The 25,161-nt window shown below is 58.4% G+C and carries 22 protein-coding genes; 5 read left to right on the forward strand and 17 right to left on the reverse strand.

Annotated features, from left to right (window positions below; translation table 11 throughout):
• Positions 1-12: 12 nt before the first annotated feature.
• The 5 genes from I6J26_RS08865 to I6J26_RS08885 all read right to left on the reverse strand — a co-directional run bounded on the left by I6J26_RS08865 (position 13) and on the right by I6J26_RS08885 (position 6,146).
• Complete coding sequence (locus I6J26_RS08865; protein ID WP_115021286.1) at positions 13-1,812, reverse strand: acetyl/propionyl/methylcrotonyl-CoA carboxylase subunit alpha; 1,800 nt, start codon at positions 1,810-1,812, stop codon at positions 13-15.
• An 18-nt stretch (positions 1,813-1,830) separates the two neighbouring features.
• Positions 1,831-3,378, reverse strand: coding sequence for a 5-oxoprolinase/urea amidolyase family protein (locus tag I6J26_RS08870; protein WP_115021287.1), 1,548 nt, complete (start codon positions 3,376-3,378; stop codon positions 1,831-1,833).
• Positions 3,378-4,139 (reverse strand): LamB/YcsF family protein, encoded by a 762-nt coding sequence (locus I6J26_RS08875; protein ID WP_115021288.1) that lies wholly within the window; start codon positions 4,137-4,139, stop codon positions 3,378-3,380. Before I6J26_RS08875 ends, I6J26_RS08870 begins: the two co-directional genes overlap by 1 nt.
• 371 nt (positions 4,140-4,510) lie before the next feature.
• The gene (locus I6J26_RS08880) at positions 4,511-5,200 is read right to left on the reverse strand and encodes a hypothetical protein (protein WP_115021289.1); all 690 of its coding nucleotides are present in this window, start codon (positions 5,198-5,200) and stop codon (positions 4,511-4,513) included.
• A gap of 247 nt (positions 5,201-5,447) precedes the next feature.
• Positions 5,448-6,146 (reverse strand): hypothetical protein, encoded by a 699-nt coding sequence (locus I6J26_RS08885; RefSeq protein ID WP_181815472.1) that lies wholly within the window; start codon positions 6,144-6,146, stop codon positions 5,448-5,450.
• 408 nt (positions 6,147-6,554) lie between these two features.
• Between I6J26_RS08885 and I6J26_RS08890 the strand changes: the two genes are divergently transcribed.
• Entirely contained in the window at positions 6,555-8,135 is a 1,581-nt protein-coding gene (locus I6J26_RS08890; RefSeq protein ID WP_115021290.1) for a peptide ABC transporter substrate-binding protein, read from the forward strand.
• An 80-nt stretch (positions 8,136-8,215) separates the two neighbouring features.
• Here the strand turns inward: I6J26_RS08890 and I6J26_RS08895 are convergent, their stop codons facing one another.
• The 5 genes from I6J26_RS08895 to I6J26_RS08915 all read right to left on the reverse strand — a co-directional run bounded on the left by I6J26_RS08895 (position 8,216) and on the right by I6J26_RS08915 (position 12,749).
• Positions 8,216-8,833, reverse strand: coding sequence for a hypothetical protein (locus I6J26_RS08895; RefSeq protein WP_115021291.1), 618 nt, complete (start codon positions 8,831-8,833; stop codon positions 8,216-8,218).
• A gap of 220 nt (positions 8,834-9,053) precedes the next feature.
• Positions 9,054-9,863, reverse strand: coding sequence for a hypothetical protein (locus I6J26_RS08900; protein WP_115021292.1), 810 nt, complete (start codon positions 9,861-9,863; stop codon positions 9,054-9,056).
• Between the two features lie 313 nt (positions 9,864-10,176).
• Positions 10,177-11,166 (reverse strand): hypothetical protein, encoded by a 990-nt coding sequence (locus I6J26_RS12925; RefSeq protein WP_239121751.1) that lies wholly within the window; start codon positions 11,164-11,166, stop codon positions 10,177-10,179.
• Positions 11,167-11,207: 41 nt separating this feature from the next.
• Positions 11,208-12,161 (reverse strand): DUF2891 family protein, encoded by a 954-nt coding sequence (locus I6J26_RS08910; RefSeq protein ID WP_115021294.1) that lies wholly within the window; start codon positions 12,159-12,161, stop codon positions 11,208-11,210.
• Between the two features lie 60 nt (positions 12,162-12,221).
• Complete coding sequence (locus I6J26_RS08915) at positions 12,222-12,749, reverse strand: hypothetical protein (RefSeq protein ID WP_115021295.1); 528 nt, start codon at positions 12,747-12,749, stop codon at positions 12,222-12,224.
• Between the two features lie 316 nt (positions 12,750-13,065).
• On the opposite strand from I6J26_RS08915, the gene I6J26_RS08920 reads away from it, so the two are divergent.
• Both I6J26_RS08920 and I6J26_RS08925 read left to right on the forward strand, forming a co-directional pair.
• Positions 13,066-13,908: a hypothetical protein gene (locus I6J26_RS08920; protein WP_115021296.1), complete on the forward strand. Its 843-nt coding sequence runs from the start codon at positions 13,066-13,068 to the stop codon at positions 13,906-13,908.
• Between the two features lies 1 nt (position 13,909).
• A complete protein-coding gene (locus tag I6J26_RS08925; protein WP_039674063.1) occupies positions 13,910-14,140 on the forward strand; it encodes a hypothetical protein in 231 nt (76 codons plus the stop codon).
• A gap of 34 nt (positions 14,141-14,174) precedes the next feature.
• Here I6J26_RS08925 and I6J26_RS08930 read toward each other — a convergent pair whose 3' ends face one another.
• From I6J26_RS08930 to I6J26_RS08960, 7 genes are all read right to left on the reverse strand, one after another.
• On the reverse strand, positions 14,175-14,522 hold the full coding sequence (locus tag I6J26_RS08930; protein WP_115021297.1) for a DUF2200 domain-containing protein: 348 nt from the start codon (positions 14,520-14,522) through the stop codon (positions 14,175-14,177).
• A gap of 28 nt (positions 14,523-14,550) precedes the next feature.
• A complete protein-coding gene (locus I6J26_RS08935) occupies positions 14,551-15,804 on the reverse strand; it encodes an ATP-binding protein (RefSeq protein ID WP_115021298.1) in 1,254 nt (417 codons plus the stop codon).
• A 241-nt stretch (positions 15,805-16,045) separates the two neighbouring features.
• On the reverse strand, positions 16,046-16,627 hold the full coding sequence (locus I6J26_RS08940; RefSeq protein ID WP_115021299.1) for a hypothetical protein: 582 nt from the start codon (positions 16,625-16,627) through the stop codon (positions 16,046-16,048).
• 3 nt (positions 16,628-16,630) lie between these two features.
• A complete protein-coding gene (locus tag I6J26_RS08945) occupies positions 16,631-17,203 on the reverse strand; it encodes a hypothetical protein (protein ID WP_070669715.1) in 573 nt (190 codons plus the stop codon).
• A 33-nt stretch (positions 17,204-17,236) separates the two neighbouring features.
• Positions 17,237-18,475 (reverse strand): hypothetical protein, encoded by a 1,239-nt coding sequence (locus I6J26_RS08950; RefSeq protein ID WP_181815428.1) that lies wholly within the window; start codon positions 18,473-18,475, stop codon positions 17,237-17,239.
• 557 nt (positions 18,476-19,032) lie between these two features.
• Complete coding sequence (locus I6J26_RS08955) at positions 19,033-20,349, reverse strand: septum formation initiator (RefSeq protein WP_395858290.1); 1,317 nt, start codon at positions 20,347-20,349, stop codon at positions 19,033-19,035.
• A gap of 12 nt (positions 20,350-20,361) precedes the next feature.
• Positions 20,362-21,609, reverse strand: coding sequence for an arginine deiminase (locus I6J26_RS08960; RefSeq protein WP_115021301.1), 1,248 nt, complete (start codon positions 21,607-21,609; stop codon positions 20,362-20,364).
• Between the two features lie 884 nt (positions 21,610-22,493).
• Between I6J26_RS08960 and I6J26_RS08965 the strand changes: the two genes are divergently transcribed.
• Both I6J26_RS08965 and I6J26_RS08970 read left to right on the forward strand, forming a co-directional pair.
• Positions 22,494-24,161 carry a bifunctional metallophosphatase/5'-nucleotidase gene (locus tag I6J26_RS08965; RefSeq protein ID WP_115021302.1) on the forward strand — a complete coding sequence of 556 codons (1,668 nt, stop codon included), beginning with the start codon at positions 22,494-22,496 and terminating at the stop codon, positions 24,159-24,161.
• Positions 24,162-24,336: 175 nt separating this feature from the next.
• Positions 24,337-25,158 (forward strand): PTS sugar transporter subunit IIA, encoded by an 822-nt coding sequence (locus tag I6J26_RS08970; protein WP_115021303.1) that lies wholly within the window; start codon positions 24,337-24,339, stop codon positions 25,156-25,158.
• Positions 25,159-25,161 lie beyond the last annotated feature (3 nt).

The raw sequence follows: 25,161 nt of genomic DNA on the forward strand, positions 1-25,161 counted from the left end.
GTAGCCTGCCGCCTAGCTAATGGTGGCGATTACCGCGCCCGGCTCGAGTCGCGCGCCTTCCTTGGCCACGAGCGAGACCGTGCCCGCGGCCGGAGCCTTGACGGCGGATTCCATCTTCATGGCCTCGATGGTCGCGATGGCCTGGCCTTCCTCGACCTTCTCGCCCTCGGCGACGTTCCACGCCACAAGGTTGGCCTCGTAGGGGCAGGTCACGTCGTTTCCTCCGGTGCTAGCACCGGAGCCTGCGCTTGCCGACGCCCCCGATACCTGCGCGCCCTGCGTACCTGCTGCCAAGAGGTCGGAGGGGAAGCCCACGCTGACGAGCTTGCCGTCGATTTCCAGGGCAACTCTCGTGCGCTTGGCGTAGATGGCCTCGACGGGCGCGACGTGGCTGGTGGCCTCGGCAGACGGGCGGTAGTTGTGGTCTAGCCAGTCGGTGTAGATGCCGGCCGTGGCCTCAGGATCTCCGTGGTCCACGAGGACCTGCGAGGCCACCATGTCGCGGTGGAACGGAAGCACGGTGCGCACGCCTTCAATGTCGAACTCCTTCAACGCCTGCTTGGCGCGGTTCAATGCAATCTCGCGGGTTGGTCCCCACACCAGGAGCTTCGCGACGAGCGAGTCATAGTAAGGCGGGACGATAGAACCGGAGCGCACGCCCGAATCGACACGAATGCCGGGGCCCGTCGGCGGCTCGAAGCGCACGACCGTGCCTGGGCACGGCGCAAAGCCGTTGAGGATGTCCTCGGCGTTGATGCGGAACTCGAAGGCGTGGCCTTCGGACACAGGGTCCGATGCTTTCGCATCGGACGAAGATGAGGAATCAGACAGGGAAGAAGACGCGAAGGAGAGGGGTTCGCCGGAAGCGATGCGGAACTGCTCCGCAATAATGTCCACGCCGGTGACCATCTCGGTTACCGGGTGTTCCACCTGGACACGGGTATTGACCTCGAGGAAGGAAATGGTGCCGTCCTCGGAGACGATGTACTCGACCGTACCGGCACCGGTGTAGCCGACCTTCGCGCAGATGGCGCGGGCACCCTCGTGGATGCCGTGGCGTTGGTCGTCGGTCAGCGCGGGTGCGGGGGCTTCCTCGATGAGCTTTTGGAAGCGGCGTTGCGTGGAGCAATCGCGGGTGCCGAGCACGGCGACGTTGCCGTGCGTATCGGCCAGAATCTGGGCCTCGACGTGGCGTGGGTGGGTAAGGAACTTCTCCACGTAGCACTCGGCGCGGCCGAAGGCCTCCTTGGCCTCGCGGCCAGCGGAGTTGAAGGCCGCCTCGATGTCCTCGAGATTCTCAACTACCTTCAGACCGCGGCCGCCACCGCCGTAGGCGGCCTTAATGGCGATGGGCAGGCCGTGCTCCTCTGCGAAGGCGCGGGCTTCCTGCCAGTCATCGATGGGATCGGAGGTACCTGGGGCCAGCGGGGCACCGACCTCCTCAGCCACGCGTCGCGCAGCAATTTTGTCACCGAGCAGCTCGATGGACTCAGGCGATGGGCCAATCCACGTCAGGCCAGCCTCGGCCACGGTGCGGGCAAAGTCAGCGTTCTCTGAGAGGAAGCCGTAGCCCGGGTGGATGGCATCGGCACCGGCGCGCACAGCGATATCGAGGAGAGCTGGGACGTTCATGTAGGTATCTGCGGCGGTGTTGCCGGGCAGAGCATAGGCTTCGTCGGCTACCTGGGTATGCAGGGCGCCGGCATCGGCCTCCGAGTAGATGGCGATGGAACGAATACCCAGGTCGCGGGCGGTACGGGCGATACGGACGGCGATCTCGCCGCGGTTAGCAATAAGGACTGCAGAAATCATGGTTAACCTTCTGGATGTTTAAGCGAGTTCAAAGCGGACCGTAGCCCCCGGCGGGAGCTGTGCGGCAATATCAATATCTTCTTCGAGGACGGTAGCGATGACCGGATAACCACCGGTGACGGCGTGGTCACGGAGGAAAATAACCGGCTCGCCACTCGGCGGAACCTGGACGGAACCGGCCACCATGCCCTCCGACGGCAGTTCGCCTTCGCGGGAGCGCTGCAGGCCGCTGTCATCCGAAGGGCCCAACAGGCGCACTCCCACGCGGTTGGACTGTGAGGTCACCGTCCACTCGGTGGACACGAAAACGTTGAGGCTATCGGGCGTGAACCAGTCATCGCGCGGTCCCAGCACGCAGCGCAGGACGCCCTGAGTTTGGCCCTGCGCACCGGAACCCACACGCAGCGGATTGGCCAGCTGCGCATCGGTCATGGCGGTGGAGCGGGGGAGGACACCGATGACGTCGCCAAGCCGCACAGGCTGAGGTCCCAGCCCGGAAAGGACATCCGTGGACGCCGAGCCCAGCTCCGCATCCGCCACAATGCCGCCGCGGATGGCGATGTAATTGCGCAGGCCCACCGTGGCCGGTTCCACCGTCACCGTGGACCCTGCCGTAACGAGGACCGGGCGGGCGAGGGCCACTGGCATATCGTCCAGCAGGACGCGGGACTGGGCGCCGGTGACGCACATGACGGCGTCGGTCAGCGCGCGGAGGCGAATGCCGCCGATGTTCTCCAGCACCGTCGCCCCGCGCGGATTGCCCACGGCCACATTCGCCGTGGCTGCGGCGGCCTGGTCCGCTGCGCCGGACGGCGTGACACCCAGATTGCCGCGGCCCGGGCGGCCTTGGTCCTGGAACAGCGTGAGCAAACCAGCATCAAGGACTTCCATTCGGGGCAAGCGCGCCGGGGTACGGCGACCAAAAGGCGTGGTCGACACGACATCCGGCAGCGAGCTCACCGCGCGGTAGCGCACGCGGTCACCCGGCTGCACGAGCGCGGGTGGCTGGGCATCGGACTCCCACATGGGGGTCGTCGTGGTGCCCAGCAGCTGCCAGCCGCCAGGGGAGACGCGCGGGTACACCGCGGAGAAACCACCAGCAATGCCCACCGCGCCGGCCGGAACCGCGGTGCGCGGAGTAGCGCGGCGCTCGATGTTGAAGTTCTGCGCTGGGTCCGCCGGCGTGCAATATGTAAAGCCAGGCGCGAAGCCGCCGAACGCCGCGAGCCACTCCGTCGACGTGTGCCAATCAATCAGACCCTCACGAGACATGCCCATCAATTCGGCGGCCTCATCAAGATCGTCGCCGTCATAAAGCACATCAATCTCCACCAGGCGCGGATCCTCGCCCGTATGCGCGGTGGGGCGGAAACCCTGCAACCTCTCGGCGGCCGCTGCAGCAGAATTCGGGGTGGCAAACGTCAATAGCAGTGTGGTTGCTGCCGCGATGGCGTCGACTTGGTCTTTGAGCGGATGGGCATCCAGCGCCGCATGCCACGCCATGACCTGGGACAAATCCTCTAGTTCAATGAGCAGCGCGCGGGTTCCCACAGGGTGGATATGCATTAGACAACGCTCCGAATCTCAATGCCGCGCGCCTTCAGCTCCTCCACGACGCCGCGCAGAAGTGCTACCGCACCGGGCGAATCTCCATGCGTGCATACCGACTGCGCATCCACGTTGAGGACGGTGCCGTCGATGGCCGTGATGGAGCCGGTTTCGGCGACGTCGAGCACGCGCTTGACGACGTCCCCCTCATCACCCATCACCGCATTCGCCTCTCGCCGCGAGACGAGCGTGCCATCGGGGTTGTAATTGCGGTCCGCAAAGGCTTCGCGAATGACGGTAAGTCCCTTCTTCTCTGCGATTTCGACAGCCACGCCGCCCGGCAGGAGCATAACCGGCAGATCGCCACATGCCTTAATGCCGTCGATGACCGCTTGTGCTTGGGCTTCGTGGTGAACGATGGCGTTATACATCGCGCCATGTGGCTTAACGTAGGCGACCTTCGTGCCGTTAGCCTGGGCCAAAGCCTGCAGGGCGCCGATTTGGTAGGTGACCTCGTCTGCCAGCTCAGCTGGGTTGTAATCGATGAAACGACGGCCGAAAGCAGCCGGATCGTTGTAGCCCACGTGCGCGCCAACCGTCACACCCGCCTCAGCGGCCGCTTTCAGCGTTCCTGCGATGGAGTGCGGGTCACCTGCGTGGAAACCGGTGGCCACGTTGGCGGAAGAGACCAGCTGGAGCATGGCCGCATCGTCGGCGACGGGGTTGCCCGCGGTGGTCTCGCCGAGGTCGGCGTTGAGGTCTATGTGCAGCGCGCTCATGGTTCTCCCTAAATCCCAAATTGTTGAACAATCTTAGGGTGTTTAGTGTAGCCCGCGTCACGTAGGTTTGTGAAGTGTGTCCCTCGTTTGCGTGAAGATGGGGGAGTGACCTGCGCCGTCCGGGCTGCTTGGTGGTCTGCTGGTGGTTTCGCCTCTGGCTCAAGTCAAAAGGTATTACTCATCGGGTTTGTTTTGGGGAAACAGACCTTCTAGAGCAGTGCAGATGGTTCGTTTCCGCCAGAGCAAACCATATGGCTCTAACGATGTGACTTGAGCCTGATACGCTCCACCGGTTCAGCGTCGCGAGCGAAAAATGCCCGCTCCTCACGACGATGCGTGGGAGCGGGCATGGAAGCGTTAGCTGCTACTCTTTAGAACGGAAGCTTGATGCCGAGTGCGCGTGCAGCGTGCGGGGCGGCCGCAGCCAGTGCACCAAGAACACTAATGACGATGGTGGCAATGCCCAGGCCGGAAGGCTTGCCATCCTCGGAGGACAGTGCGTCCTTAAAGGAGCTCTTCTTGTCCTTGTTCTGGTCGTCCTTGTCCTTGCCGGAGTCAGCGTCGTCGCCATCCTTACCGGAGTCAGCGTCGTCGCCATCCTTGTCGGCGTCATCCTTGCCGTCCTTGTCGGCGTCATCACCGTCCTTGTCGGCGTCATCCTTGCCGTCCTTGTCGGCGTCATCACCGTCCTTGTCGGCGGCATCATTGTTGCTGTCGTCCTCGGAATCGGAGTCGTCGTCCTCGCGCTCGTCACTTTCGGAACCGCTGTCGTTGTTGCCAGTCCCCCAATCGTCGAGGTCGATAGGCTCGGAGGAGCATACGTCCTCCTCTTCGTTAGCCAACTGGAAGATGTCGGCGCGGCTCAATGTGACGTCTTCATCGTCGGTGGCCTGCCACAGGAATTCGGTGACCTTCTTGAAGGTGTGCTCCTTGCCATCAACGGTGGCGGTGAACTCAGCGGACGGGGTGCCGCAGTCATTGGCGGAAGCGACAGCAGTGCCGGAAAGGGCGAGGGAACCAGTCAAGGTAGCGGCTAGCAGGCCGCGAGAGAAGGTAGACATAAAAACTCCAAGGATAGGTAGTAGGTGAAAAAAAGATCGTGAAAGGTGGATTGAGCCTTTCCGTTAACCGATATCGGTTGGCTTCGGAGTGTAACCCAGATCCCACGCCGGTGATTGGTGATTGGCGAAAAACCCGCGATTTTTGGGACTACTCCCCATGAACACACAAAGGCACCCCCAATCCACGCGATGGTGGTGGGGGTGCCTACGCCTATCAACGTCCCTCAGGACGCTCAAGCTTCAGTAATTAGAATGGAAGCTTGATGTTCAGAGCCTGGGCAGCGGCCGGAACAGCAGCAGCGATTGCGCCAAGGACACCGATAACGATGCCTGCGATACCCAGATTGGTCGGCTTGCCGTCCTCGGAGGACAGCTTGGACTTAAAGTCGTCGAAGGAGCTCTTCTCCTTCTTGTCAGCATTGTCCTTGCCCGGCTTCTTGTCCTTGCCTGGCTGCTTGCCCTCGTCCGGCTTCTTGTCCTTGCCTGGCTGCTTGCCCTCGTCCGGCTGCTTGCCCTCGTCCGGCTGCTTGCCCTCGTCCGGCTTCTTGTCCTTGCCTGGCTGCTTGCCCTCGTCCGGCTGCTTCTCGCCTTCACCCGACTGCTTACCTTCGCCAGCGTCGTCGCCGGCCTCGCCCTCGGTCTTGCCAGCGTCGTCGCCGTTCTCGCCGTCCTCAGCAGGGGCGGAGATCGGGACAATCTTGTCATCCTTGTCATCGTCGGCCTCGCCCTCGGTCTTGCCGGAATCGTCGGTGCCGGTGGTGCCAGCATTCTCGCCCTCAGCCTCGCCGTTGGCGCTGTCGTTGTTCTCGCCGGCCGTCACTACGGCGTTAACGAGGTCGTTGCCGTTGAGCTCGGTGTTCTCCTCGGCGGAGGCAGCTGCAACGCCGGCCATGGTCAGGGAGCTGGCCAGAGCGGCAGCGGTGAGGTTGCGGGAAATGCGCTTCATATTTCTTCTCCTAGGGAATTCGGGGACGTTGTATGAAAATTCGATGCCGACGTCAGTGGGCGTAACCGCGTACTGAAATCGACTTCCCACATGCTAACGAAGGTCGGCAAAGGATTGGCCAATCTGTGAACAGTTATATGGGTATTCCACGGCAGCTACCAAGGGCTTATCAGTGCACGATAATGTTCGCCGGCGCGGTTATGGTGCTACGAAAAAGTAAAAATGTCTGCATGATAGTGGTGTGGTCGGGTAGATGGTGTGGGGAAGGCGCCGAGGGCGTTGACAGGCTTTATGTAGGAAATGTGCGAATGGCTCCGACGTCGGAAGTGGGTTTAGTGGGTGAAATGCGACATATGGAGATGTGATTATGAGACAATTCACACACCTGCAACCCCCTAAGGAGAACTCATGCAATGGACAAGAGTGGGCGCGAGCCTCGTCGCCGTTATCGCAGCGGCTGGCCTGACTGCATGCGGAGGAGACGGTTCCGGTGATGCGGCGGATGTTGATTTCATCAGTACTAACTCCACCGAACCCCAAAAGCCGCTCATCCCCGCGGACACCAGCGATGTGCCGGGAGCAACGCTCATCGACCTCATCTACTCAGGGCTCGTGTACTTCGATGAGAACGGCGAGGTGCACAATGACCAAGCAGAAAGCATCGAGAAGACCGATGATGTGACCTACAAGGTCACACTTAAGGAAGACGCGGTGTTTTCCGACGGCTCCCCGGTGCGAGCCCAGGACTACGTCGACACATGGAACAACGCGGTAGAAAACAGCATGCTCTCTGCCTATTTCTTCGAGCCCATAAAGGGCTACAAAGAAGGTTCAGCGAGCATGGAGGGGCTCAAGGTTGTCGATGAGAAGACGTTCACCATTGAGCTCGATGAGCCCACTGCGGATTTCGAAACGCGCTTGGGCTACTCCGTTTTCTTCCCAATGCACGAATCAGCCTTCGATGACATCGATGCATACGGCCAAAACCCGGTAGGAAGCGGCCCCTATAAGCTGCAAGAATGGAACCATAACCAAAACGCGATCCTCGTTCCCAACGAGAAGTATGAAGGTGACCGCAAGGCGCAGAATGATGGTTTGAACTTCGTATTCTATGCCGATGCCAGCGCAGCATATGCGGATCTACTCTCGGGGAATCTGGATGTTTTGGACTCGGTTCCGTCCTCGGCCATGGCCAACTTTGAAACGGATCTCGGCGAACGTGCAGTGAATGAACCTGCTGCTATCTTCCAGTCCATCACTATTCCCGCAGGGGATGAGAACTTTAGCGGGGAGGCGGGGGCGTTGCGTCGACAAGCACTGTCCATGGCCATTGACCGCGACGAGATTACTAAGACCATTTTCCAAGGGACGAACACTCCGGCGGTGGATTTCACGTCGCCTGTGCTTAACGACGGCGCCACGGACATCCCCGGCAACGACGTCCTGACCTATAACCCGGACAAAGCTCGCGAGCTGTGGGCCAAGGCGGAAGAGCTGAAGCCGTTCGAGGGGCCGTTCACCGTGGCGTATAACTCCGATGGCAGCCACAAGGAGTGGGTTGATGCCGTCGTGAACTTCATCCGGAACACTCTTGGCATTGACGCACAACCAGCGCCGTATCCGGACTTCAAATCGCTGCGCGATGAGGTCACCAACAAGACGATCGAGGGCGCCTTCCGCACCGGCTGGCAGTCGGTGTATCCGTCGCCGTCGAGCTTCTTGGAGCCGCTGTATGCCACAGGCGCTGCGACTAACGACGCCGACTATTCCAACCCCGAGTTTGATTCGCTTCTGAAGAAGGCTGCTGCGGCATCCAGCGGCCAGGAGAGCGTTGAGCGTGTCAATGACGCCCAGGCGGTACTCATGAAGGACCTTCCGGCAATCCCACTGTGGTACACCAACTCCACCGGTGGCTACTCCGAGCGTGTTGATAATGTGATCTTCACGTGGAAGTCGAAGCCGCTGTATTACAAGGTGACTCTCAAGTAGAAGGTTTCACGTCGTGCTACATGAAAGCGCTCCTCCACGATTTGTGGTGAGGAGCGCTCTTTACGGAGAATTCGAAGCTGTTAGAACGGCAGCTTGATGCCCAGGGACTTAGCCACGCTCGGAGCGACGGCGGCGATAGCACCCACAACACCGAGGACAGCCGCGATGATGGCGGCAATACCCAGATCGGTCGGCTCACCGTCTTCGGAGCTCAGTGACTCATCAAAGGAGCTGGACTCGGCAGTCGGGGTCTCACTCTGAGATGGGGTCTCGGACGGCGTGGAAGGAGTTTCAGAGGCCGGGGTCTCCGACGTCGAGGTCTCCGAAGTCGTGGTGGTGGACGTCGTGGTGGTGGACGTCGGCGGGTTGTTGATGATGGATTCCTGGATCTGCACCGCAGCCTCATCCTGTTCGCCGCAGGCCTGAGTGTCAGCCTTAGCAATCTCCATGACCTCAGCGCGGTTGAGCGTCAGGTCCTCGTTGTCAGCAGCGCGCCACAGGCCGAAGGATTCCTGCTTAAAGGTGTGCTCTTTTTCGTCGACAGTGGTGGTGAACTCCGCGGCCGGTGCCCAGCAGATATTGATCTTGGTGTCGTTCTCCTGAGTAGCCTCTTCATCGGCGGAAGCGATGGTGGTACCGGCCAAGACGAGGCAACCAGACAGAGCGGTGGTGGCGAGAGTGAGCGAAGTCTTCTTCATATTCTTCTCCTAGGAAAATCAGCGATAGACGCAGGGAAAACGAGACGATTTTAGATTAGCGGATATGGATGTGAATGGTGTGCTCAACGGCGGCTTGTTGTGCTCTGAGCTCCGAGGTGTCATCAAAGACACACAAACCGCATGCCATCACTTCCGATAAAGGGGGGCGATAGCATGCGGTGCTCCCGCGGCTTAGCGCGGGCGTGGACACGTGAGTGTTTTAGATGAAGAGCTTTCGGCGAGCAACGAAGGCGCCCGCAGCAATCATGACTGCGATAGCCAGTGCGGCGAGGCCGCGAGCAACGGTGTTGGAACCGGTCTCGGCGGAGATACCACGGGACTGCGACTGGCCAGCGGATTCAGCCTGGCCCTGAGCCTTGTCGGCGGTGCTGTCAGCAATCTTGCCGCCCTGGGCGATGACCTCGTCCTTGTTCTCCTTGAGCATCTGCTCAGAAGCTGCCTTCTCCTCAGCGGAAGGAGCGTCCTTCTGAGCAGCCTCTTCGGTCTTAACGTAGGTCTTGCCGTCCTTTGCGAGGTACCAGGTCACGCCACCGATAACAAGGGCTGCCGGAAGGGCGAGCCATGCCAGCTTGGTGGTGTCAAACTCAGACTCGGACTCAGATTCGTCAGCGATTGGGTAGTCAACCGAGGACGGCGCAGCCGGCTCGTCACCAGGGACGCGATCGGAGGCATCAACGTCCGGAAGGAAGGTCTTAGTGGTGGATGGGATGTTGGCCTCATCCTCTTCCACACCGTCAGCCTCGGGGAGCATGGACTTGGTGGTGGATGGGGCACCTTCCTCGTTGCCTTCTGGCTGAAGAGCAGCCAAGGCTTCGTCCACCTTGGAGGAGTCGAGCAGGGAGCCGTCGGTGGCAGACTTATAGGTGCCATCATCCTGCTTGTAGTAGGTAGTGCCTTCAACTACAAGCTCAGCCGGTGCGGGAATTTGTGCGGAAGCAACGGCGGTGCCGCCGAGTGCGAGGGCTCCGGAAAGGGCCACTGCGGTCAGTGTGCGGGTCATGCGCTTCATGAGCGGGATTCTCCTTTGTGAGGTCTGTGAGAGGGAAAATAATTTACTCCAGTCACAATAGTCGCAACTTTCACATCTGTCACGAGTCTTGTGCAAGTTTTCCTTCTTCAAGGAGTGTTTCTGCCGGTAACAAGGAGTGCATTCTCGGGAGGTTAGACGTGCTTAAGGCATGACGTATGGCCTGCTCAGTTGGGAACGATGAGCTGAAACATGATGAATGGATGCCTTGCTCTTCTCGCCAAAAGTTAAAGCTTAGGGAAATCCCCCTGGTTGGGGCTATAACAATGCTGCGCGCACTGGGGGGATTAGAGGACTAGTGAGCAGCTTCCGGCGCGTTGGTTACGCCTTCAAACTGCCAGCCCACAACCGCATTGCGTACGGCAGAAGCCAGCGGATTAGCTGGCTGGATGCAACTGATGGTGAGCAGGCGGCCGGGCTTGGCATCGGCGCCCCAGATGCTTTCGTCTTGCTCAAGGCCTTCCTTGGAAGGGGCGTGCAGATCCGTAGCGGTATACACCAGCCACTGTTCGCCGGAGTTCTGTGTGCGCAAGAACAATTTGTCGCCTACGGAGGCCTTGTGTGTATCAGCGCGGCCGTCGTAGAGATTATTGAACACTGCTGGCACGCCCGCGCCGGTGTGCCCGGCAATGACGACGATGTCCGGCGAATCCGTGCCGGGAAGCGCGTAAGGCTTATCGTCCGCAGTGTAGGTGCAGGCCTTATTCATCGAATCCGGGTTGATCTTATTGTCCTTGACTCTGCAGGAGCCTTCCTCGAATTCGGCGCGCACATCGATCGCTGGGATGTACATCTCCACGGCGGGGGAGGGCTCGATGACGGCGGCGGGCTCCGCCACCACCTCTGTTGGCTGCGGTGCCGGTGCATCTGATTCCTGGTTGAGGTTGAGCGCGGCAACGATACCGATAAAAACCAGCGCCAGAATAAGGAGCATCCCCATCCCGCGGCGACTGCTGGGCTTGCGGTGACGCGGCGCTTGTCGACGCCCCCCAGTTCCCCTCCTAGCCGTGTCCGGCACCGCATGGTTGGACGCCTTCCGAGCGGACGCCGAAAGGGAAGCGGACCTCCGGGATGGGGTCGGCGTGGTCGGGGTAGCAGGGGAAGAAGCTATGCGCGTGTGGTCGGGACGCCGACGCGGCCGGTAGGGTGCGCGCTCCGTGGCAGAGCCCTCGTGGGCTTGGGAAGAGCGGTCGCGACGGCGGGCGCGTTCTTTCTGAATATCAATGCGGATCCCCTCTTCCGGCAGGCGGTAGTTGTCGCGCCGCGCCGAGTAGCGAGAATCCATGGGCAAGCTCCTGATAGTGAGGTGATTAAAGAAATAGGGTACTACTTCGTAGCAAGCTGATAACGCAGCGCATACGTGATGAGCCAGTGGGTAGACATGAAGTCGCCGTCGATAAGCTGAGGCTCCGCACTAGCCGCCAGCGCTTGGGCGCGCGGTAGGGCGGAAGTATCGAAATGCTCGGCGAGTTCAACAAGCATCCACACCCTCGACAGAGCTAGGCCGTAGAGGTGAGCTTGGCGGCCATCGGTGGGGTCGAGGACCTCCGGGATCTTTGTCAGAAAGTCCAGTGCTTCGGCGCGGTGAGGAAGGAAGCCATCGAACCACTCGTCGAAATCCGGTAGCACGCGGGACATGAGTAGCGCTTCTGATAACCCGTTGGATAAGAAGTCGTGCCCGGAAAGCTCCCACTCGAGCGGGTAGTCACGGTCATTACCGAACAGTCGAACAGCAGCTTCGCGCACTGAAGCTGCTAAGGAATTTAGCTGGAGTTTCTCTGCTGCTTCGAGGATGAGGAAGAGGTTGAAGGCGGTATTGGAGTGCATGCCGTGGCGCACCGGTTGGTTCAACGAGACAAGCCAGCTTTGGCAATGCTGCGCGGTCAATTCAACGAGCCTATCCATCGCTTCGCTGGGTCGGACCGACGCCAATTGGAGCAGCCAGGCACGCCCATAAGGCATTTCATAGCCCGGATGCTGCGTGAGGTACTCATGTTCCACGGCGAGGGCGTTGGGGCTGAGGCGTTCGTCGAGAAGCGCGGCAAGTTCGGCCGGGGACTCTGGGCCGAGAGTTGCGTCCAAAAGCACCCCTGAATACTGCATATGGACACTGGAATGCCAGTCGAAACACCCATAGAAACTCGGGTGCAGCTCGCGCGGGCGCACGTGGCAATCATCGGCGGACGCGCTCGTATGGTGCATGGCGGCGGGAAACTCGCGCTCGAGGACGCCCACAATCCCACTCGCCCAGGCACTAGCCATGGTCTCAAACTCTGTCATGAATCAAGTATGACAGAGACCCCGGACATCTATTATGACCTGCAGTTTCGTGGTTGTTCGCTACAGGGAAAGTGCAGCCTTCAACTGCGGGAGGAAAAACTCTGCTGCCTTCACAAGCCCAGCCACCGCCGCGGTGACGAGAGCAACGACGCCACCGGCTGCGAGCAAGGAGAGGCGCTTTTCCTTCGCATCAATCTGTTCAAGCTCGCGCTCGTGCTCGTCGCGCAGCGCGTCTTTGACGTTGATATCCATGCTGAACTCGCCCCACGCCTGGGAGGCGAGCCGGTATTCCTCTTCGGCAGCTTTTATCTCTTCCGCTGAAGCGCCGGAATTCTTCAATTCTTCTAGCTTGAGGCGGGCGTCTTCAGCGTCCTGCCACATCTCTTTAGCCCGGGCTTCATCTTCTTCAGATGGCTTGTACTCTTCGGTCTCGTCTGCCTTGCTGCTAAAAGCACTGAAGCATTCTTCGCGCAAGCACCGAGAGGACTCCACGTTGAGCTCCTGTGCTGTCGCAGTAGGAACCGCTACGAGGCCTGCGGCGATGACTGTTGCCATTCCAAGGCTGGACCGGCGATGCCACGAATTCATAGAAGTCTCCTTCAATAGGGAAAGTAGGGAAGTGGCTTTACTGTATCGCGGGACGCGTCCGAGCGCTGAAAAATGGGAGGCTTCTATTGGTCAATACGCCATTCTTTCCTACCTGTATAGCCAGTATTCGTGTGCTATCTATCGTTTTAATCGAACAAGTGAGCGGGTGTATGAGTTTTTGTCTTAGCCTCTTTCTAGTGTGTAAGGCAGACATCTGAAGCGTTGGGGAATCGGTTCATTGTGGGGCGCAAGGGTGTCTACAGAACAGGATGCAGTTCACAGAAGAGGACCGCTGCACAACTCACGAGGGGGAGCCATGAGGTTCTTAGAACAAAAGCCGACAACTTTTAGTAAAGGGCAGATACATCGAATAGGCAGTGCGCTGCGCGCTGGGAAAGAGATCGATGAGGGGCTATACCGGCTCATATTGGTTCAACAGTCTGCCCTATGCGACCATCTTGAGTCCTTGGCCGTGTCAGCGTTGGGCGAATCGGGCGTGCCACTGGAGCGTTCGACAAATGCCGTTGTGGAGCCGGATTCGAATCGTTTCTTCATCGGCTCGAGGGTTAAGACCCGACCAGTGCTTGTTGAGAAACTAAGGAGAATGCCGAGCTTTCCCATGGAGAGCATCCAGGATTTTTCGGGAGTGCGAATGGACTTTGATGTCTCGCTTTCGGAGCAAACAAAAGTCGCTGAATTACTTGCCCAATACCTTGAAGAGCAAGGCGCTGCTCGCGTCAAAATTCAGGATATGAGAGAAAAGCCGCACTCTGGGTATCGGGCGATTCATCTGCACATTTATTCTCCGGCAGGCCGTGCCGAGTTCCAACTACGTACAGCACTCCAATCACGTTGGGCCAACCTCTACGAACTGGCTGGTGACTTATACGGTCGTGGCATTCGGTACTTGGAGTTTGGTGAGCAAGTACCGCGGCAATTCAATACCCAGGTCCGCTCACTCCATGAGCTTTCAGACGTTGTGTATAAAGTGGAGAGGTATTTCGATGTGCTTTCCCCTCCGTTTGCCGAGCATATCGTCGAAACAGTAGAGCTGCGTGAAGCCCGTTTATTGCGGCAAAAGACTTCTACGATGTTGGATAGACTCATTAGTGAGCTTGACAAGCGACGGGCAGACAATGAGTCGGAAAGGAGCGAATAAAATGCCGGCTTTTCTCATCAAGTATCACCGACCGACGGGTGCATTGAATGTCACCGAGTTTGAAACCTTGACTGAGGCAACCCTTGCCCGTCATGACCTCGATCAAATCAACGATGACCCCGATGTTGAACTCGTTGCTATTGGTGCTAAGAACTTGGAATCCGTCCGGCACACGCATGCGCGTTACTTCTTCCGTGAGAAAACCGCGCCGCCGTACCCTTTCGTGGCTTAAGTCCGGAGGCTCTGAATATCGCAGCGAGAAGAGTTTAGCTGCGCAGTATCTTCTCCATGGCCTTGCCTTTGGCGAGCTCGTCAACGAGCTTGTCCATGTATCGGATGTTTTGCATCAGCGGGTCCTCGATGTCCTGCACCTTGTATCCGCAAATGCTCCCGGTGATAAGTGAGCGGGACGGGTTGAGATGTGGTGCCTGTTCGAAGAATTCCTTGAGGGTGACCTTCTCCTCTCGCGCCCGCTCTAAGCCCTCAACTGAATAGCCAGTGAGCCAGGAGATAACTTCGTGGAGCTCGCTGACAGTCCTGCCTTTGCGCTCTACTTTGTTGACGTAGTGCGGGTAGATGTCGGCGAAGGGCACGGAAAAGATGCGGTGGGACATAGGGCGCAGTATATCCATTGTCGCTGGTTTAGCCGTGCCACAGCGTGGAAATGGGCATTGCCCATAGGTTCTTGCCCATTGGTAGGACGTCTTTGCCTGTATACAGGACGATTCCTGCGCGGAAGGAGGAGCCTGCAACCTGCTGAAGGTAGCGCAGTCCGGCAAAGTCTTTCGGCTGAATCGACATCGCAGCTTTGACTTCGATGCCAACAATGTCCCGGGAACGCGATTCCAATACGAGGTCCACTTCTTTGCCAGTGGACGTACGAAAGTGGAAGAGGCGATAGTCAATCGAGGACCAGGCCTTCTGCTTCAAGAGCTCGTTGGCGACGAAAGCTTCGCAGATACCTCCAGTAATCGTGCTGGAGATATTCATCTCCAAAGCCTCTGGATCGAGTCCTGCAAGGCTTGTAGCAAGTGCGGTATCCGAAAGAAAGACCTTGGGCTTAGAAATAGCCCGCTTCTCTAGATTGGTTCCCCAGGACGGCAACTGGTTGAGCAAGAAGGCATCACTCAATGCAGTTACATAGGTAGGGACCGAGCGTTGAGGAATATCGAGCGCGCGCCCAATGTGTGCCGCTACAAGCTCGGCAGTTCCTTGTGCCGCCAACTTGTTGAGAAGATTGCTCAAGCGGTCGGGGAATTGAATGCCGTAGAGCTCAGTAGCATCCTTCGACAGTACTCGTTCAATGTAGGCGTCGAACCAGCGGTGCTGTCGCCGCCGGCTAGCATCTCTAAGTCCTGGGAAACTCGGCGTGCAGAAGAGCTGAAAGTAGTCGCTCCGGGAAGGGGCAAAGGCGGGATTTAGCCCTGAATCCCCTAATGACCACACTCGGCCAGCAAAGTCATCGTAGATGCCCAAGCGTTCACCCACGCTAAGGCCGTGAAGACGAATTGTTTCTGCACGGCCAGCGAGAGACTCTTCAGCTCCTGTGAGACTGAGGAGATTGGAGGAACCAGTGAGGACAAAGCGCCCGGGTCGTCGATCTTCCTCTAGTGCGCCTTTGATGGCACGAAAGAGCTCGGGCGCGCGTTGAATTTCATCAATGGCTAGTGTCCCCTCGGGGAACTGCCTGACAAACCCATCTGGGTCCTCTTGTGCAGATGCCAGCGAAGCGCTCTCATCAAGATTAAAGAACCGATGCTCTCTATCTTCGAGCAATTGATGAACGAGGGTGCTCTTTCCCACCTGGCGTGCGCCAGAAATAGTCAGCACAGGCGTATCCGACAGGATTTCCTCCGCCAGATCTTGTGCGTTTCTATGTAGAAAAGAATCAGTCATGACACTCAACCTACCTGCGATATTGCGTTTCTGCAAGGCTCTCGTTGCCGTTCTGCAAAGAACTCATTGCTATTCTGCAATGCCCGCGTTGCCATTCTGCAAGAGTTCCGTTGCCGTTCTGCAAGGCTCTCGTTGCCGTTTGATCACGCCGTAAAACGCCAAAAAGAGGGCACCCGCGGCCGTCGTAAAGCGGCGCGAGGGTGCCCTCTGTGGTGGGGCTCAGGGAGGTGAGCTAGTTCGGTTAGTTCCAGACGGGGGCGTCGCCAAGCTGCAGCTCGGAGTAGCGCGCCTCCGGAACCGTGGCGGAGTAGGGCTTGCCCACGGGATCCCATTCTTGGTCGGAGTTGCAGCGCACGTCCTGGCCGTCCGTGTCGAGCATGGTGAAGCCCCACACCAGCTTGCCCTGGGAGTTGGCCGGCAGCTCATAGGGGCCGACCTCCTGGTTAAGCTTCCAGTGCTGCTCGTTGACGTAGGTGAAACCGTAGGTCTGGGTCAGCACCTTGGCCAGCTCGCCCACGCCCTTGATGGAGCCAGAAACTTCGATGGTCTGCGTGCGGGCCTGAGTCACGGTGTTGCTGACCGGTACGGGTTCGTCGTTGCGGTTGGCCACGCTCGTGGCGTCGGTTTGCTTAAACCAGCGGCGAGTAGCGGTGACATAGGTGCCGTTCTCACCGGGCGTAGAGCAGTGCGTGCCCGGCTTGTGGTCCTCGTTCCAGCGCTGGGGCAGCTCGAAGTCCCCGCCGAAGTCCGCGGCGTGGGCAATAGGAGCGGCCGCCAGCAGGCTCAGTGCGGCACAGGTGCTCGCGATGGACTTCTTCAGCACGCCTTAACCCCAATCGTTGTTATCGCGCGTGGAGACCTCAATGTGGCGTTCCTTCGGCAGGGTAGCGGTGAAGGTCTCGCCGTTAGGCTGCCAGGTGTTATCGGAACCGCAGATGGTCTTCTGACCCTCAAAGTCGGAGACAACCCAGCCGGCACGCAGCACGGCGGTCTTACCCGGGGCGATGTTGTACGGGCCGACCTGTTCGCCGACCTCGTAGGACTGGGAGTCCGTGTAGCTGGAGGAGAAGGTGAAGTTGATCAGATCCAGCAGCTTGAAGTCAACGCCGGCGGAAACGTTCCAGGTCTTGGTCTTGGTTTCCTTGATGGAGCGAGTAACCGGAAGCGGCTCGTCGTTGTAGTTGGACACGGTCCAGGAGCCAGCAGAACCGTCGAAGTAGGTGCGCTTGATGTTCACGGTCTGGCCGGTGTCACCCGGGTTGGCGCAGTGCTCACCGATGGTCGTCGGGTTGGCCGGGCCTAGGTCGCGAGCCGGCAGCGCGTTAGCAGCCGGAGCGAGGATGAGGCCGGAAGCAACGGCCAGAGCAGCGGTGGTGGAAGCAATCTTGGTCTTGAACATGTGGGTCTTTCTCCTTGAGATGGTGAGGTGCGATTAGTAGATGGTCTGGGTAGGAACCGGAAGGTCGCGGTACTCGTCTGGGGTGACGTCCTCGGTACGGGTAGAGCCGTCCTTGCTCGTGATGGTGGCCTCCGCCCAGAAGCCGCTGGGAGCGGTGGTCTGCTTGTAGTTGGAGGTCAGGCTGTACTTTCCGTCCTTGCCGCAGTGGATCTCGCGGTAGTTGATGCGGGTCATGGTGGTGCCGTATTCCACGCGGACGCGCTCGCCCGGGGCGAGGTCGACGTGCTCGAGCTCAGTTCCCACCGGCATGTAGGCGCGCTTGACCGCACCGACGGATTCCAGCCAGCCCTTCGGGATGTCACCCCGGTTGCCCTGCCAGTTGGTGTACGGTGCGTGCTCCGCGCCCACGACGAAGTCAGTAACCGGCGCGTACTCGTAGTCGCCCTTAGACCAGTTGAGGAAGTCGGTGGAGTAGCCCGGCTTGCGGAACGTCGGGGTGACTGCGGTGATGTCCAGCGGGTACCAGGAGCTATCGCGGCCCTCGCAGGTCTCGCCCTCCTTAGGCCAGGACGGATCGCGCTGCAGCTCCTCAGACGGCTGCATGATTTCGTCCTTCTTTGGGTCCGCAATCTTCTCCAGGCTCGGGCCGGACACGGAGGTGTAGTTGCCCTCAATGGGCTTGGAGTTCGCGCCAGGGGAGCGGGAGGGAATCTCCATGGCTAGGTCCGAAATGGAACCGTCTGCCTTGATGATGTAGGCAAAGGCATAGCGCTCAGCTGGGCCCCTGCCGCGGATGACGTTGGCGCCCGGCATGTTCTCTAGGCGGTCATCGTTGCAACCGACGAACATGGAGATGAAGTCCTTTTCCACCACGCCATACTCCACGCGGAAAGACTCGCCCGGCTTGAGCGTGATGGGGCCAAAGGTCTCTTTATCGTGCCAACCATTGCTCAGCTTCAGTCCGATGTCGGACTTGGCCGTGGTGTCCCATCCGGAGGGCATAGCGGCCTTGGAGTTGGCCTCAATCTTGTGGTTGGTGCCCGTTTCCACAGAGGCGGTGTAGGGCACCTCCTGGTTGGTGGTGTTCTTAAACTGCAGGGTGCCGTCGCTAATGTAGCGGCGTCCCGTCTCAGCAAAGCGCCACTCCGGCGTGGCGTTGTCTTCGCCGGCCGCACTGCAGCTCTTGTAGAGGTTCGTGATGGGGTAAGCCTGCGGCATAGGCGGAATGGTAGCCGCCTGTGCCACGGGCGCGATGAAGGTTGCGCTCGCCATCGCGGCTGTAGCCGCCAGCGGCGCGAGCGCGCGCAGTCCCTTGATGTGCACCTGTATACCGTCCTTAAATAAACTTAAAGAATAATGGGTAACTTCTTGAATCTTGGAACAATCTTAGGAGTCAGAAACGCCCGCCTCAATAAAGCGAGAAAAATAATTTTTACACTTGCAAGGAAGTTAGCAACGTTAAGTAGCTGGCTGCCAGTGCTTTGACCGTTCGTGCCCCATAATTTGATTGACTCAATCTGGGGTCGGTGGCATTTTGGTCCGGTGCGTAAAACTGCTGGCAGAAAGCTGAAAACTAGATGTGCGCTTTTGTGGCCTTCGAGTCGTGCCGTGGTGGGCGCGTCCCCGGCACTCTGCTCGCGCACACTGAGTAGGGTTCCCGGGACGGGCAGTGCCGAGGTGGATGGTGCTGTGCTTGGCAGTGTTCCTCCCCGTGCCACCCATTCCATCTTCTGTGGTTGGCTCGAACGTGTTTGCGTTCTATTGAGCTAGGGGTGTGCTCGTTCAGACTTCGCACGGGGAGGAGAACAATGCAGGATTCTGAGAGTGCTCTAGAACAGGTCCCAGATGGTGATTCCAAGGATGATGGAACCTAGGGCGAATACAAAGTAGTTCCACGGATCGCCACGGAACTTCTTGTATTCCTTGACCTTGTGGAACATGTAGACCGGCAAGAGGAAGATAAGGATGGCATCGAATACACCACCCACCAAGTAGATGAGGTTGATGATGGGTGGGTCGAAGACGGAGACCACTGTGCCTGAAATGAAGATGAAGGTGTAGACGATGGTCAGCAGACTGCGGCGGTTGAGCCGGTTGGCTGTCCGTGGCGACAGGAGCCGAACCATGTAGGCGGTGCCTTCTTCGGCGCCGAGCATGGTGCCGAAGTATGACGTAATGACAGCGAAGATAACAATCAGTGGCGCCAAGAAGGCAAGGGTATGCACACCGGTCACGTTGGCGAAATAGGACAGGACCGGGAGGTTTTGCTCCGAGGCTTCGCGCATGCCATCAGCGCCGAGTGCGAGCACGCACGACCAGACGAAGAACATAGTGAACACGACCAGCAAAGCGGCGGTATAGAGCTCAATGCGGGAGACCCGCTTTTCAGTGTCTTCTCCGTAAGTTGGCTGCATATCCACCGACATTTGGGAAAGCGCAGCCATGTGCGAAAAGGAGAAGGCGAGAACTGGCAGGATAAGTACGGCGCCAAGCAGGACGTATGGCCAGCTACCGTCTTCATACTTCACCTCCACGAAGGACTGGAAGTCCCAGCGCGGAATGAGGTAGATCGAGGTAGCAGCAAGAGAAATGATGAGGGGATAGACCAAAGCCTGCGCCAGCCATAGCATGGGTTTGCGGCCGAAGGCGAAAACACCAGTCAGAGTACCCACGCACAGTACGGAGAGCACCCAGCGGTTAATGGATGGACCGTGGAGCTGGTTAACAATAAAGCTATCGATGGCGTTGGTCAACGAGATGGCATAGATGAACACCGTGGGTACGTTGGCTAGGGAATACATCAGGGCCACGAAGAGGCCAGTGTTGCGCCCTAGGTACTTGCGCACCAGCTCCAGAATGTCCATGCCGTAATCCTGGACAGGCGCGCCTGCAACGATGCGTGCGTAGGTGCGGTGGGAGAAATACACCAAGGGAAAGATGAGCACTGTGGCGAAGGCGAGTGGCCAAAAGCCAAAGGAACCTGCCTGCAACGGCAGAAAAAGGATGCCGGCACCCATTGCGGTGCCGAACAGTGCCAGTATCCAGCTCAAGGCGGTGCCTTCGGATTTGTGTGCGTCACCGTTCATCTGGGAAGAGAGTGGGACAGCGTTAGCGCTGCCCGTTGTGCGGGGCTTGGTATTAGTCATCACGTCTACCCTCTAATATTCAACGGCCTCGCGGATAATCGGGCAGGTCATGCAGTGGCCGCCACCGCGGCCGCGGCCAAGTTCAGCCGAGCCGATCTCTACTACTTCTATGCCTGCGGCTCTCAATTTCTTATTGGTGTGCTTGTTGCGGTCATAGGCCACGACGACGCCGGGTTCAATTGCTACAACGTTGTTGGCGTCGTCCCATTGCTCGCGGGCAGCGGTGTAGGTATCCCCGCCCGTTTCTACGACCTCAAAGGCGCCAATACCGAGCGCCTTGGCGACGACCTCAAGGAAGGAGTCGGTGGGCAGTTCGACGTCGAAAGGCGCGGTGTCGGTGGAGGGGTGCAGGACGATGGGGCGGATGGTGTCCACAACCTTCGGATAAGCGGTGACCTTGTCAGCGTCGAGGAAGGTGAAGACGGTATCGAGGTGCATGGATGCTCGGTCTTTCGCCATCGCGGCGATAATGATCTTGCTGGCGGCACCTTCTTCGAAGAGCCGCATGGCCAGCTGGCTCACGCCCTGCCACGTGGTGCGCTCGCCCATGCCGACGAGGACGATGCCCTTACCAATCGGCATGATGTCTCCGCCCTCCAGAGCTGCCAGCCCCGGCTCCTCATCGGTATTGCCGTACCAGAATTGGAAGTCTGCCTGCGCAAACCGTGGGTGGTAGTTGTAGATTGCGCGAGTAAGCATGGTTTCCTGGTGACGAGCCGGCAAACGCATGGGATTTAGCGAAACGCCGCCGTAGATCCATGCCGAATTGTCGCGGGAAAACTGCGTGTTGGGAAGCGGGCGCAGGGCGAACGCTGCGGGTCCGTAAACATCCCGCATCGTATCGATGATGCCATGGCCGAGGCCTTCCGGAATGTCGGCGAAAGGCACGCCCCCGATGAGTAGTTCGGCAAGGCGCTTGGTGGGCATATCCTCAAACCAGTGGCGAAGCTCGCCGCCAATGCCCGCACCCACATTCCTATCGAGGAGCTTGTAGTCGAGGATGAAATCCCGACCACCCGGGGTGTCCAGAGTTTCTTCCAAGAGCTTGTGCATCTCCAGCACTTCGACGCCGTAGCTGCGCAGCTGGGCGACGAACTCCGCGTGATGCTTCTTGGCTTCGTCGACCCAGAGGACGTCGTCGAAAAGCAGCTCGGCGCAATTGTTGGGAGTAAGCCTTTCGTGCGCGAGCCCCGGCGCACACACCATTACTTGGTGAAGCTTGCCGACCTCGGACCAGACGCCCAATGGGGGAGTTGTCATGTGTTTCAACCTTTCTTGGCGCGTGCACAGCGCCATCCTTCAACATGGTGAACTGGTTCACCAGAACTATTGAACTGTGAACTATGTGACAAGTGTATGGAGGGTGAGCGTTTTTTCAAGCCTCCGTGGGCGACAGAAAGGCCACGTAGACGCAGGTTTTGCGGCACTGTGCATAATATTATTCATTTTTATTCATGTATTACTGATGGGGAAGTGGGGCAGCCTCGTGCCGTGCTTGCCGACGCCCCATCCCTCCATCACTGCGACGACTCTCACGGTGCCAGCCACCGCGGCCCGACAGTGAGCTGGGTGCATAATTTTGGGCAGAGTGGAAACTCTGCGCGAATAGTAGGGATCGGGGTGCGGGGGTAGGCGTGGCGTGCAGCGCACGGGAGTGGGGTGTCGTTGCGGGGTTTCGAAGTCTTCGGCGGTAGGGAAGAAAATTTCCTCAAGGAGGCGAAGGCTTTTGGTCAGACTCCAGGCTGCCGTGCTTTTGAAGTCTTGTGAAGTTTATGAAGTTTGTGAATTCTTTGAAGTTAATGAGGTTTATGAAGAGCTTTGAAGTTTGAAGGGGGGCGCGCCGCTAAACAATGGGAAGTGGCGGCGCGACCCCAGAGTGATAGGGAAGAAGGGCGGATTCCCAGCCTTCTGTGTAGGGGCGTCTTTGACATCAGGACCGGGGATGGACATCGCTGCGAATGATTCGAACATGCGGGTCGAACGCCCCGCTCGGGAAAAGGAGTGAAAGGTTATTGAGGATTAGACCAGCGCTATTCAGCCGTATAGGAAGAGGGGGCTGCTAGTAACCATGTAGACTCCGAAAATTCATCTCGATTTCCCTCCTATTTCTGAACTCCTCCAACAAGACAAGACAAGATTCCTCTATGCGCAATCGTCACATCTTTCTGGCTTTGACCACCCTCTTCTCACTTAACGCAGCAAGCGCCGTCGCAGCTGAATCTGTTCCCGCTGAGCCGGCTATGGCTTCTGGAGACGTTGTCTACTTCCAAGACATGAAGGAGTTTGAGCCCCGTGCGTGGGATGACGGCAGCCACCAGGGTGGTATCGCTTACTTGGCAACTGCACTCGACACTCTCCGGGAAAAAGAAGGCGATCCCATCGTTGCTTTCGGTGGGGAACTGGCCGCTGGAAGCCTATTTGGCTCGGTATTTCGCGGTGAGCCTTTTGTAGAGGCCTTTAATGAGCTTGGTGTGGACGTTGGCAATTTTGGTAACCACGACTTTGATTACGGCTTGGACCACACTCGCAGCCTTATCGAAAAAGCTGAGTTTCCGTGGATTTCCAGCAATCTGACTACTGAGAATGGTGAGCCGATCAGTGAGGACGGGACTACCTACACTGCCAAGTCCGGCGAACTCACGGTGGGGTTTGTATCCCTGACCGCGGACCTTGATCGGACTGTAGCTGCCAAGGAAGTTGTTATGGGAGATTTCGTCGATTCCACGCGTGCTGGCGTAGACAAGCTGGAGGAAGAAGGCGTGGATGCAATTGTGTTGCTGAGCCAGATTTCAAAGGAAGACACTACGCGGGTCATGGAAGAGGTTCCGGAGCTTGCAGCAGCACTGCGTGAAGAAAACGAGGCCCAGTCACCAGAAGAAGTAACTTACACTGCCGATGAACGCCCGATCGTTGCACCGCGTGCTGATTACGGAACGCTGGTTCACCTTGACATTACTGTTGACCGTTCCACTCAGAAGCGCACAGTGAAGGTCGTGAATCACCCGGTCAATCCATCGCTCACCGCTAACGAAGAGTGGAAGGCCCGTTCCCAGAAGCTCTACGGGGAGCTAGACCGCCAACTGGGCGAGGAACTCGGCACTGCGACCCAGCCTTTATCGAAAGCAGAACTTGGGCCCTTGGTAGCGGATGCATACCGTGAACACTTTGATACCCAACTCGGATGGCAGAACGGTGGCGGCCAGCGTGCTGACATGAAAGAAGGGGCCCTGACCCGTCGCGATGCTCAATCGGTTCTCCCTTTTGGCAACTCACCAATCTCAATTCAAGCAACCGGTGCTCAGATCAAAGACGCGTTGGAAAAAGGAATCGAATCCAACCCGGACGGTGGGAACGGCTTTCCACGAACTGCTGGATTCACGTTTGAATACGACCTGTCTGCGCCGTTTGGTGAACGCGTCAGTGCGATAAAGCTCGATGACGGAACTCCCATGGAAATGGAGTCCACCTACTCGCTGGCTATTAGTAACTACGTCGTCAATGGTGGCGACAAGGTCGATTCATTTGCCGATGCGCCTGTGACTTCTGAGGGCACGGCAATCGACGTCGATGTCTTTTCCGAGTACATCAAGCGGCACCGCGAGCTTTCGCCTTTGAAAATTTCCGAAAATCCAAACGGTCCAGCAAATGGTGGAAAGACAGGAGAATCGTCGATTGGTTCTTCGCATGGGGCAGCCATTGTCATCGGGGTGGTAACCGCAATAGCGGCCGCGCTGTTCGCCTTTACTCCCAAGCCGGTACTGGAAGACATCATTCGCTACTTAAAGTCTTTATTACCGAGTTCCTGGCAATAGGGCTCCGTAAACAGCGGCCCCAGTTTCAAAGCCGCAGCTATGGAGCAACTCACCGCGGCCAACTAACAGTCGACCTCACGGGTGCTTTGTCTACGTCCTTTGAACTGGTAATAACTATGAGCAAGACCGGTGATCACATCGTCGCCGGTACCTGCTAACCAGAAGGACTAACACAATGTCCAGATTGACTACATTGCTTGCGCCGGGAGCCGTTGAGCTGCATGGCCATGCTAAGGATTGGCGCGAGGCAATACACCTTGCCGGCGGGCTGTTGGAAGATTCCGGCAATGCCACCAAGGAGTACACGGCCGCAATGGTGGCCTCGGTTGAAGAAAACGGGCCTTATATTGTGGTGGCACCCGGTTTTGCTTTTGCGCATGCTCGTCCCTCAGAGGCCGTCAAGAACACAGCGCTGTCCTGGGTACGTCTTGCTGAACCTGTCGAGTTCGGCCACAAATCCAATGATCCGGTCATGCTTGTCGTTGCACTCGCGGCCCGTGATTCCTCCGAACACCTAGCCGCCATGAAGGAACTAGCTGGAATTCTGGGGAATCCCGCAACGCACGGCGCCTTGGACAACGTTTCCAGTGAGGAAGAGTTGCGCCAGGTGCTTGAGTCCGCGGGCAAGAAAAAGAAGGACACTCAGCCGGTTGCTGCGGTACCGCAGCAAGAGACTGCGCACACCGCGAAGAATAGTGACTCCGTGGCTTCCAAAGGCAAGATTTTGACCGTGTGTGGAAATGGGTTGGGCACCTCACTCTTCCTCAAAAATACTCTTGAACAAGTACTTGATGCGTGGGGATGGGGCCCGTACCTCGACGTCGAAGCGACCGACACCATCTCGGCCAAAGGCCGCGCCAAGGAGGCTGACTTCCTACTGACCTCGGGGGAGATTGCTGCCACGCTCGGTGATGTGGGCGTGCCCGTTCACGTTATCGAGGACTTCACGTCCATGTCCGAAATTGATGGGGCTCTGCGCGAGCTTTACGACGTTTAAGGC

The sequence above is a fragment of the Corynebacterium minutissimum genome, assembly GCF_016889765.1.
GTDB lineage: Bacteria > Actinomycetota > Actinomycetes > Mycobacteriales > Mycobacteriaceae > Corynebacterium > Corynebacterium minutissimum_B.

Bases quoted from the DNA above. Each gene is read 5' to 3' on its own strand.
- I6J26_RS08945 (WP_070669715.1), bottom strand. From the start codon at position 17,203: ATGTTCAAGACCAAGATTGCTTCCACCACCGCTGCTCTGGCCGTTGCT.
- I6J26_RS08910 (WP_115021294.1), bottom strand. From the start codon at position 12,161: ATGACAGAGTTTGAGACCATGGCTAGTGCCTGGGCGAGTGGGATTGTG.
- I6J26_RS08885 (WP_181815472.1), bottom strand. From the start codon at position 6,146: ATGAAGCGCATTTCCCGCAACCTCACCGCTGCCGCTCTGGCCAGCTCC.
- I6J26_RS08890 (WP_115021290.1), top strand. From the start codon at position 6,555: ATGCAATGGACAAGAGTGGGCGCGAGCCTCGTCGCCGTTATCGCAGCG.
- I6J26_RS08900 (WP_115021292.1), bottom strand. From the start codon at position 9,863: ATGAAGCGCATGACCCGCACACTGACCGCAGTGGCCCTTTCCGGAGCC.
- I6J26_RS08895 (WP_115021291.1), bottom strand. From the start codon at position 8,833: ATGAAGAAGACTTCGCTCACTCTCGCCACCACCGCTCTGTCTGGTTGC.
- I6J26_RS08935 (WP_115021298.1), bottom strand. From the start codon at position 15,804: ATGACTGATTCTTTTCTACATAGAAACGCACAAGATCTGGCGGAGGAA.
- I6J26_RS12925 (WP_239121751.1), bottom strand. From the start codon at position 11,166: ATGGATTCTCGCTACTCGGCGCGGCGCGACAACTACCGCCTGCCGGAA.
- I6J26_RS08915 (WP_115021295.1), bottom strand. From the start codon at position 12,749: ATGAATTCGTGGCATCGCCGGTCCAGCCTTGGAATGGCAACAGTCATC.
- I6J26_RS08930 (WP_115021297.1), bottom strand. From the start codon at position 14,522: ATGTCCCACCGCATCTTTTCCGTGCCCTTCGCCGACATCTACCCGCAC.
- I6J26_RS08920 (WP_115021296.1), top strand. From the start codon at position 13,066: ATGAGGTTCTTAGAACAAAAGCCGACAACTTTTAGTAAAGGGCAGATA.
- I6J26_RS08965 (WP_115021302.1), top strand. From the start codon at position 22,494: ATGCGCAATCGTCACATCTTTCTGGCTTTGACCACCCTCTTCTCACTT.
- I6J26_RS08955 (WP_395858290.1), bottom strand. From the start codon at position 20,349: ATGACTAATACCAAGCCCCGCACAACGGGCAGCGCTAACGCTGTCCCA.
- I6J26_RS08875 (WP_115021288.1), bottom strand. From the start codon at position 4,139: ATGAGCGCGCTGCACATAGACCTCAACGCCGACCTCGGCGAGACCACC.
- I6J26_RS08950 (WP_181815428.1), bottom strand. From the start codon at position 18,475: ATGGCGAGCGCAACCTTCATCGCGCCCGTGGCACAGGCGGCTACCATT.
- I6J26_RS08865 (WP_115021286.1), bottom strand. From the start codon at position 1,812: ATGATTTCTGCAGTCCTTATTGCTAACCGCGGCGAGATCGCCGTCCGT.
- I6J26_RS08880 (WP_115021289.1), bottom strand. From the start codon at position 5,200: ATGTCTACCTTCTCTCGCGGCCTGCTAGCCGCTACCTTGACTGGTTCC.
- I6J26_RS08960 (WP_115021301.1), bottom strand. From the start codon at position 21,609: ATGACAACTCCCCCATTGGGCGTCTGGTCCGAGGTCGGCAAGCTTCAC.
- I6J26_RS08925 (WP_039674063.1), top strand. From the start codon at position 13,910: ATGCCGGCTTTTCTCATCAAGTATCACCGACCGACGGGTGCATTGAAT.
- I6J26_RS08970 (WP_115021303.1), top strand. From the start codon at position 24,337: ATGTCCAGATTGACTACATTGCTTGCGCCGGGAGCCGTTGAGCTGCAT.
- I6J26_RS08870 (WP_115021287.1), bottom strand. From the start codon at position 3,378: ATGCATATCCACCCTGTGGGAACCCGCGCGCTGCTCATTGAACTAGAG.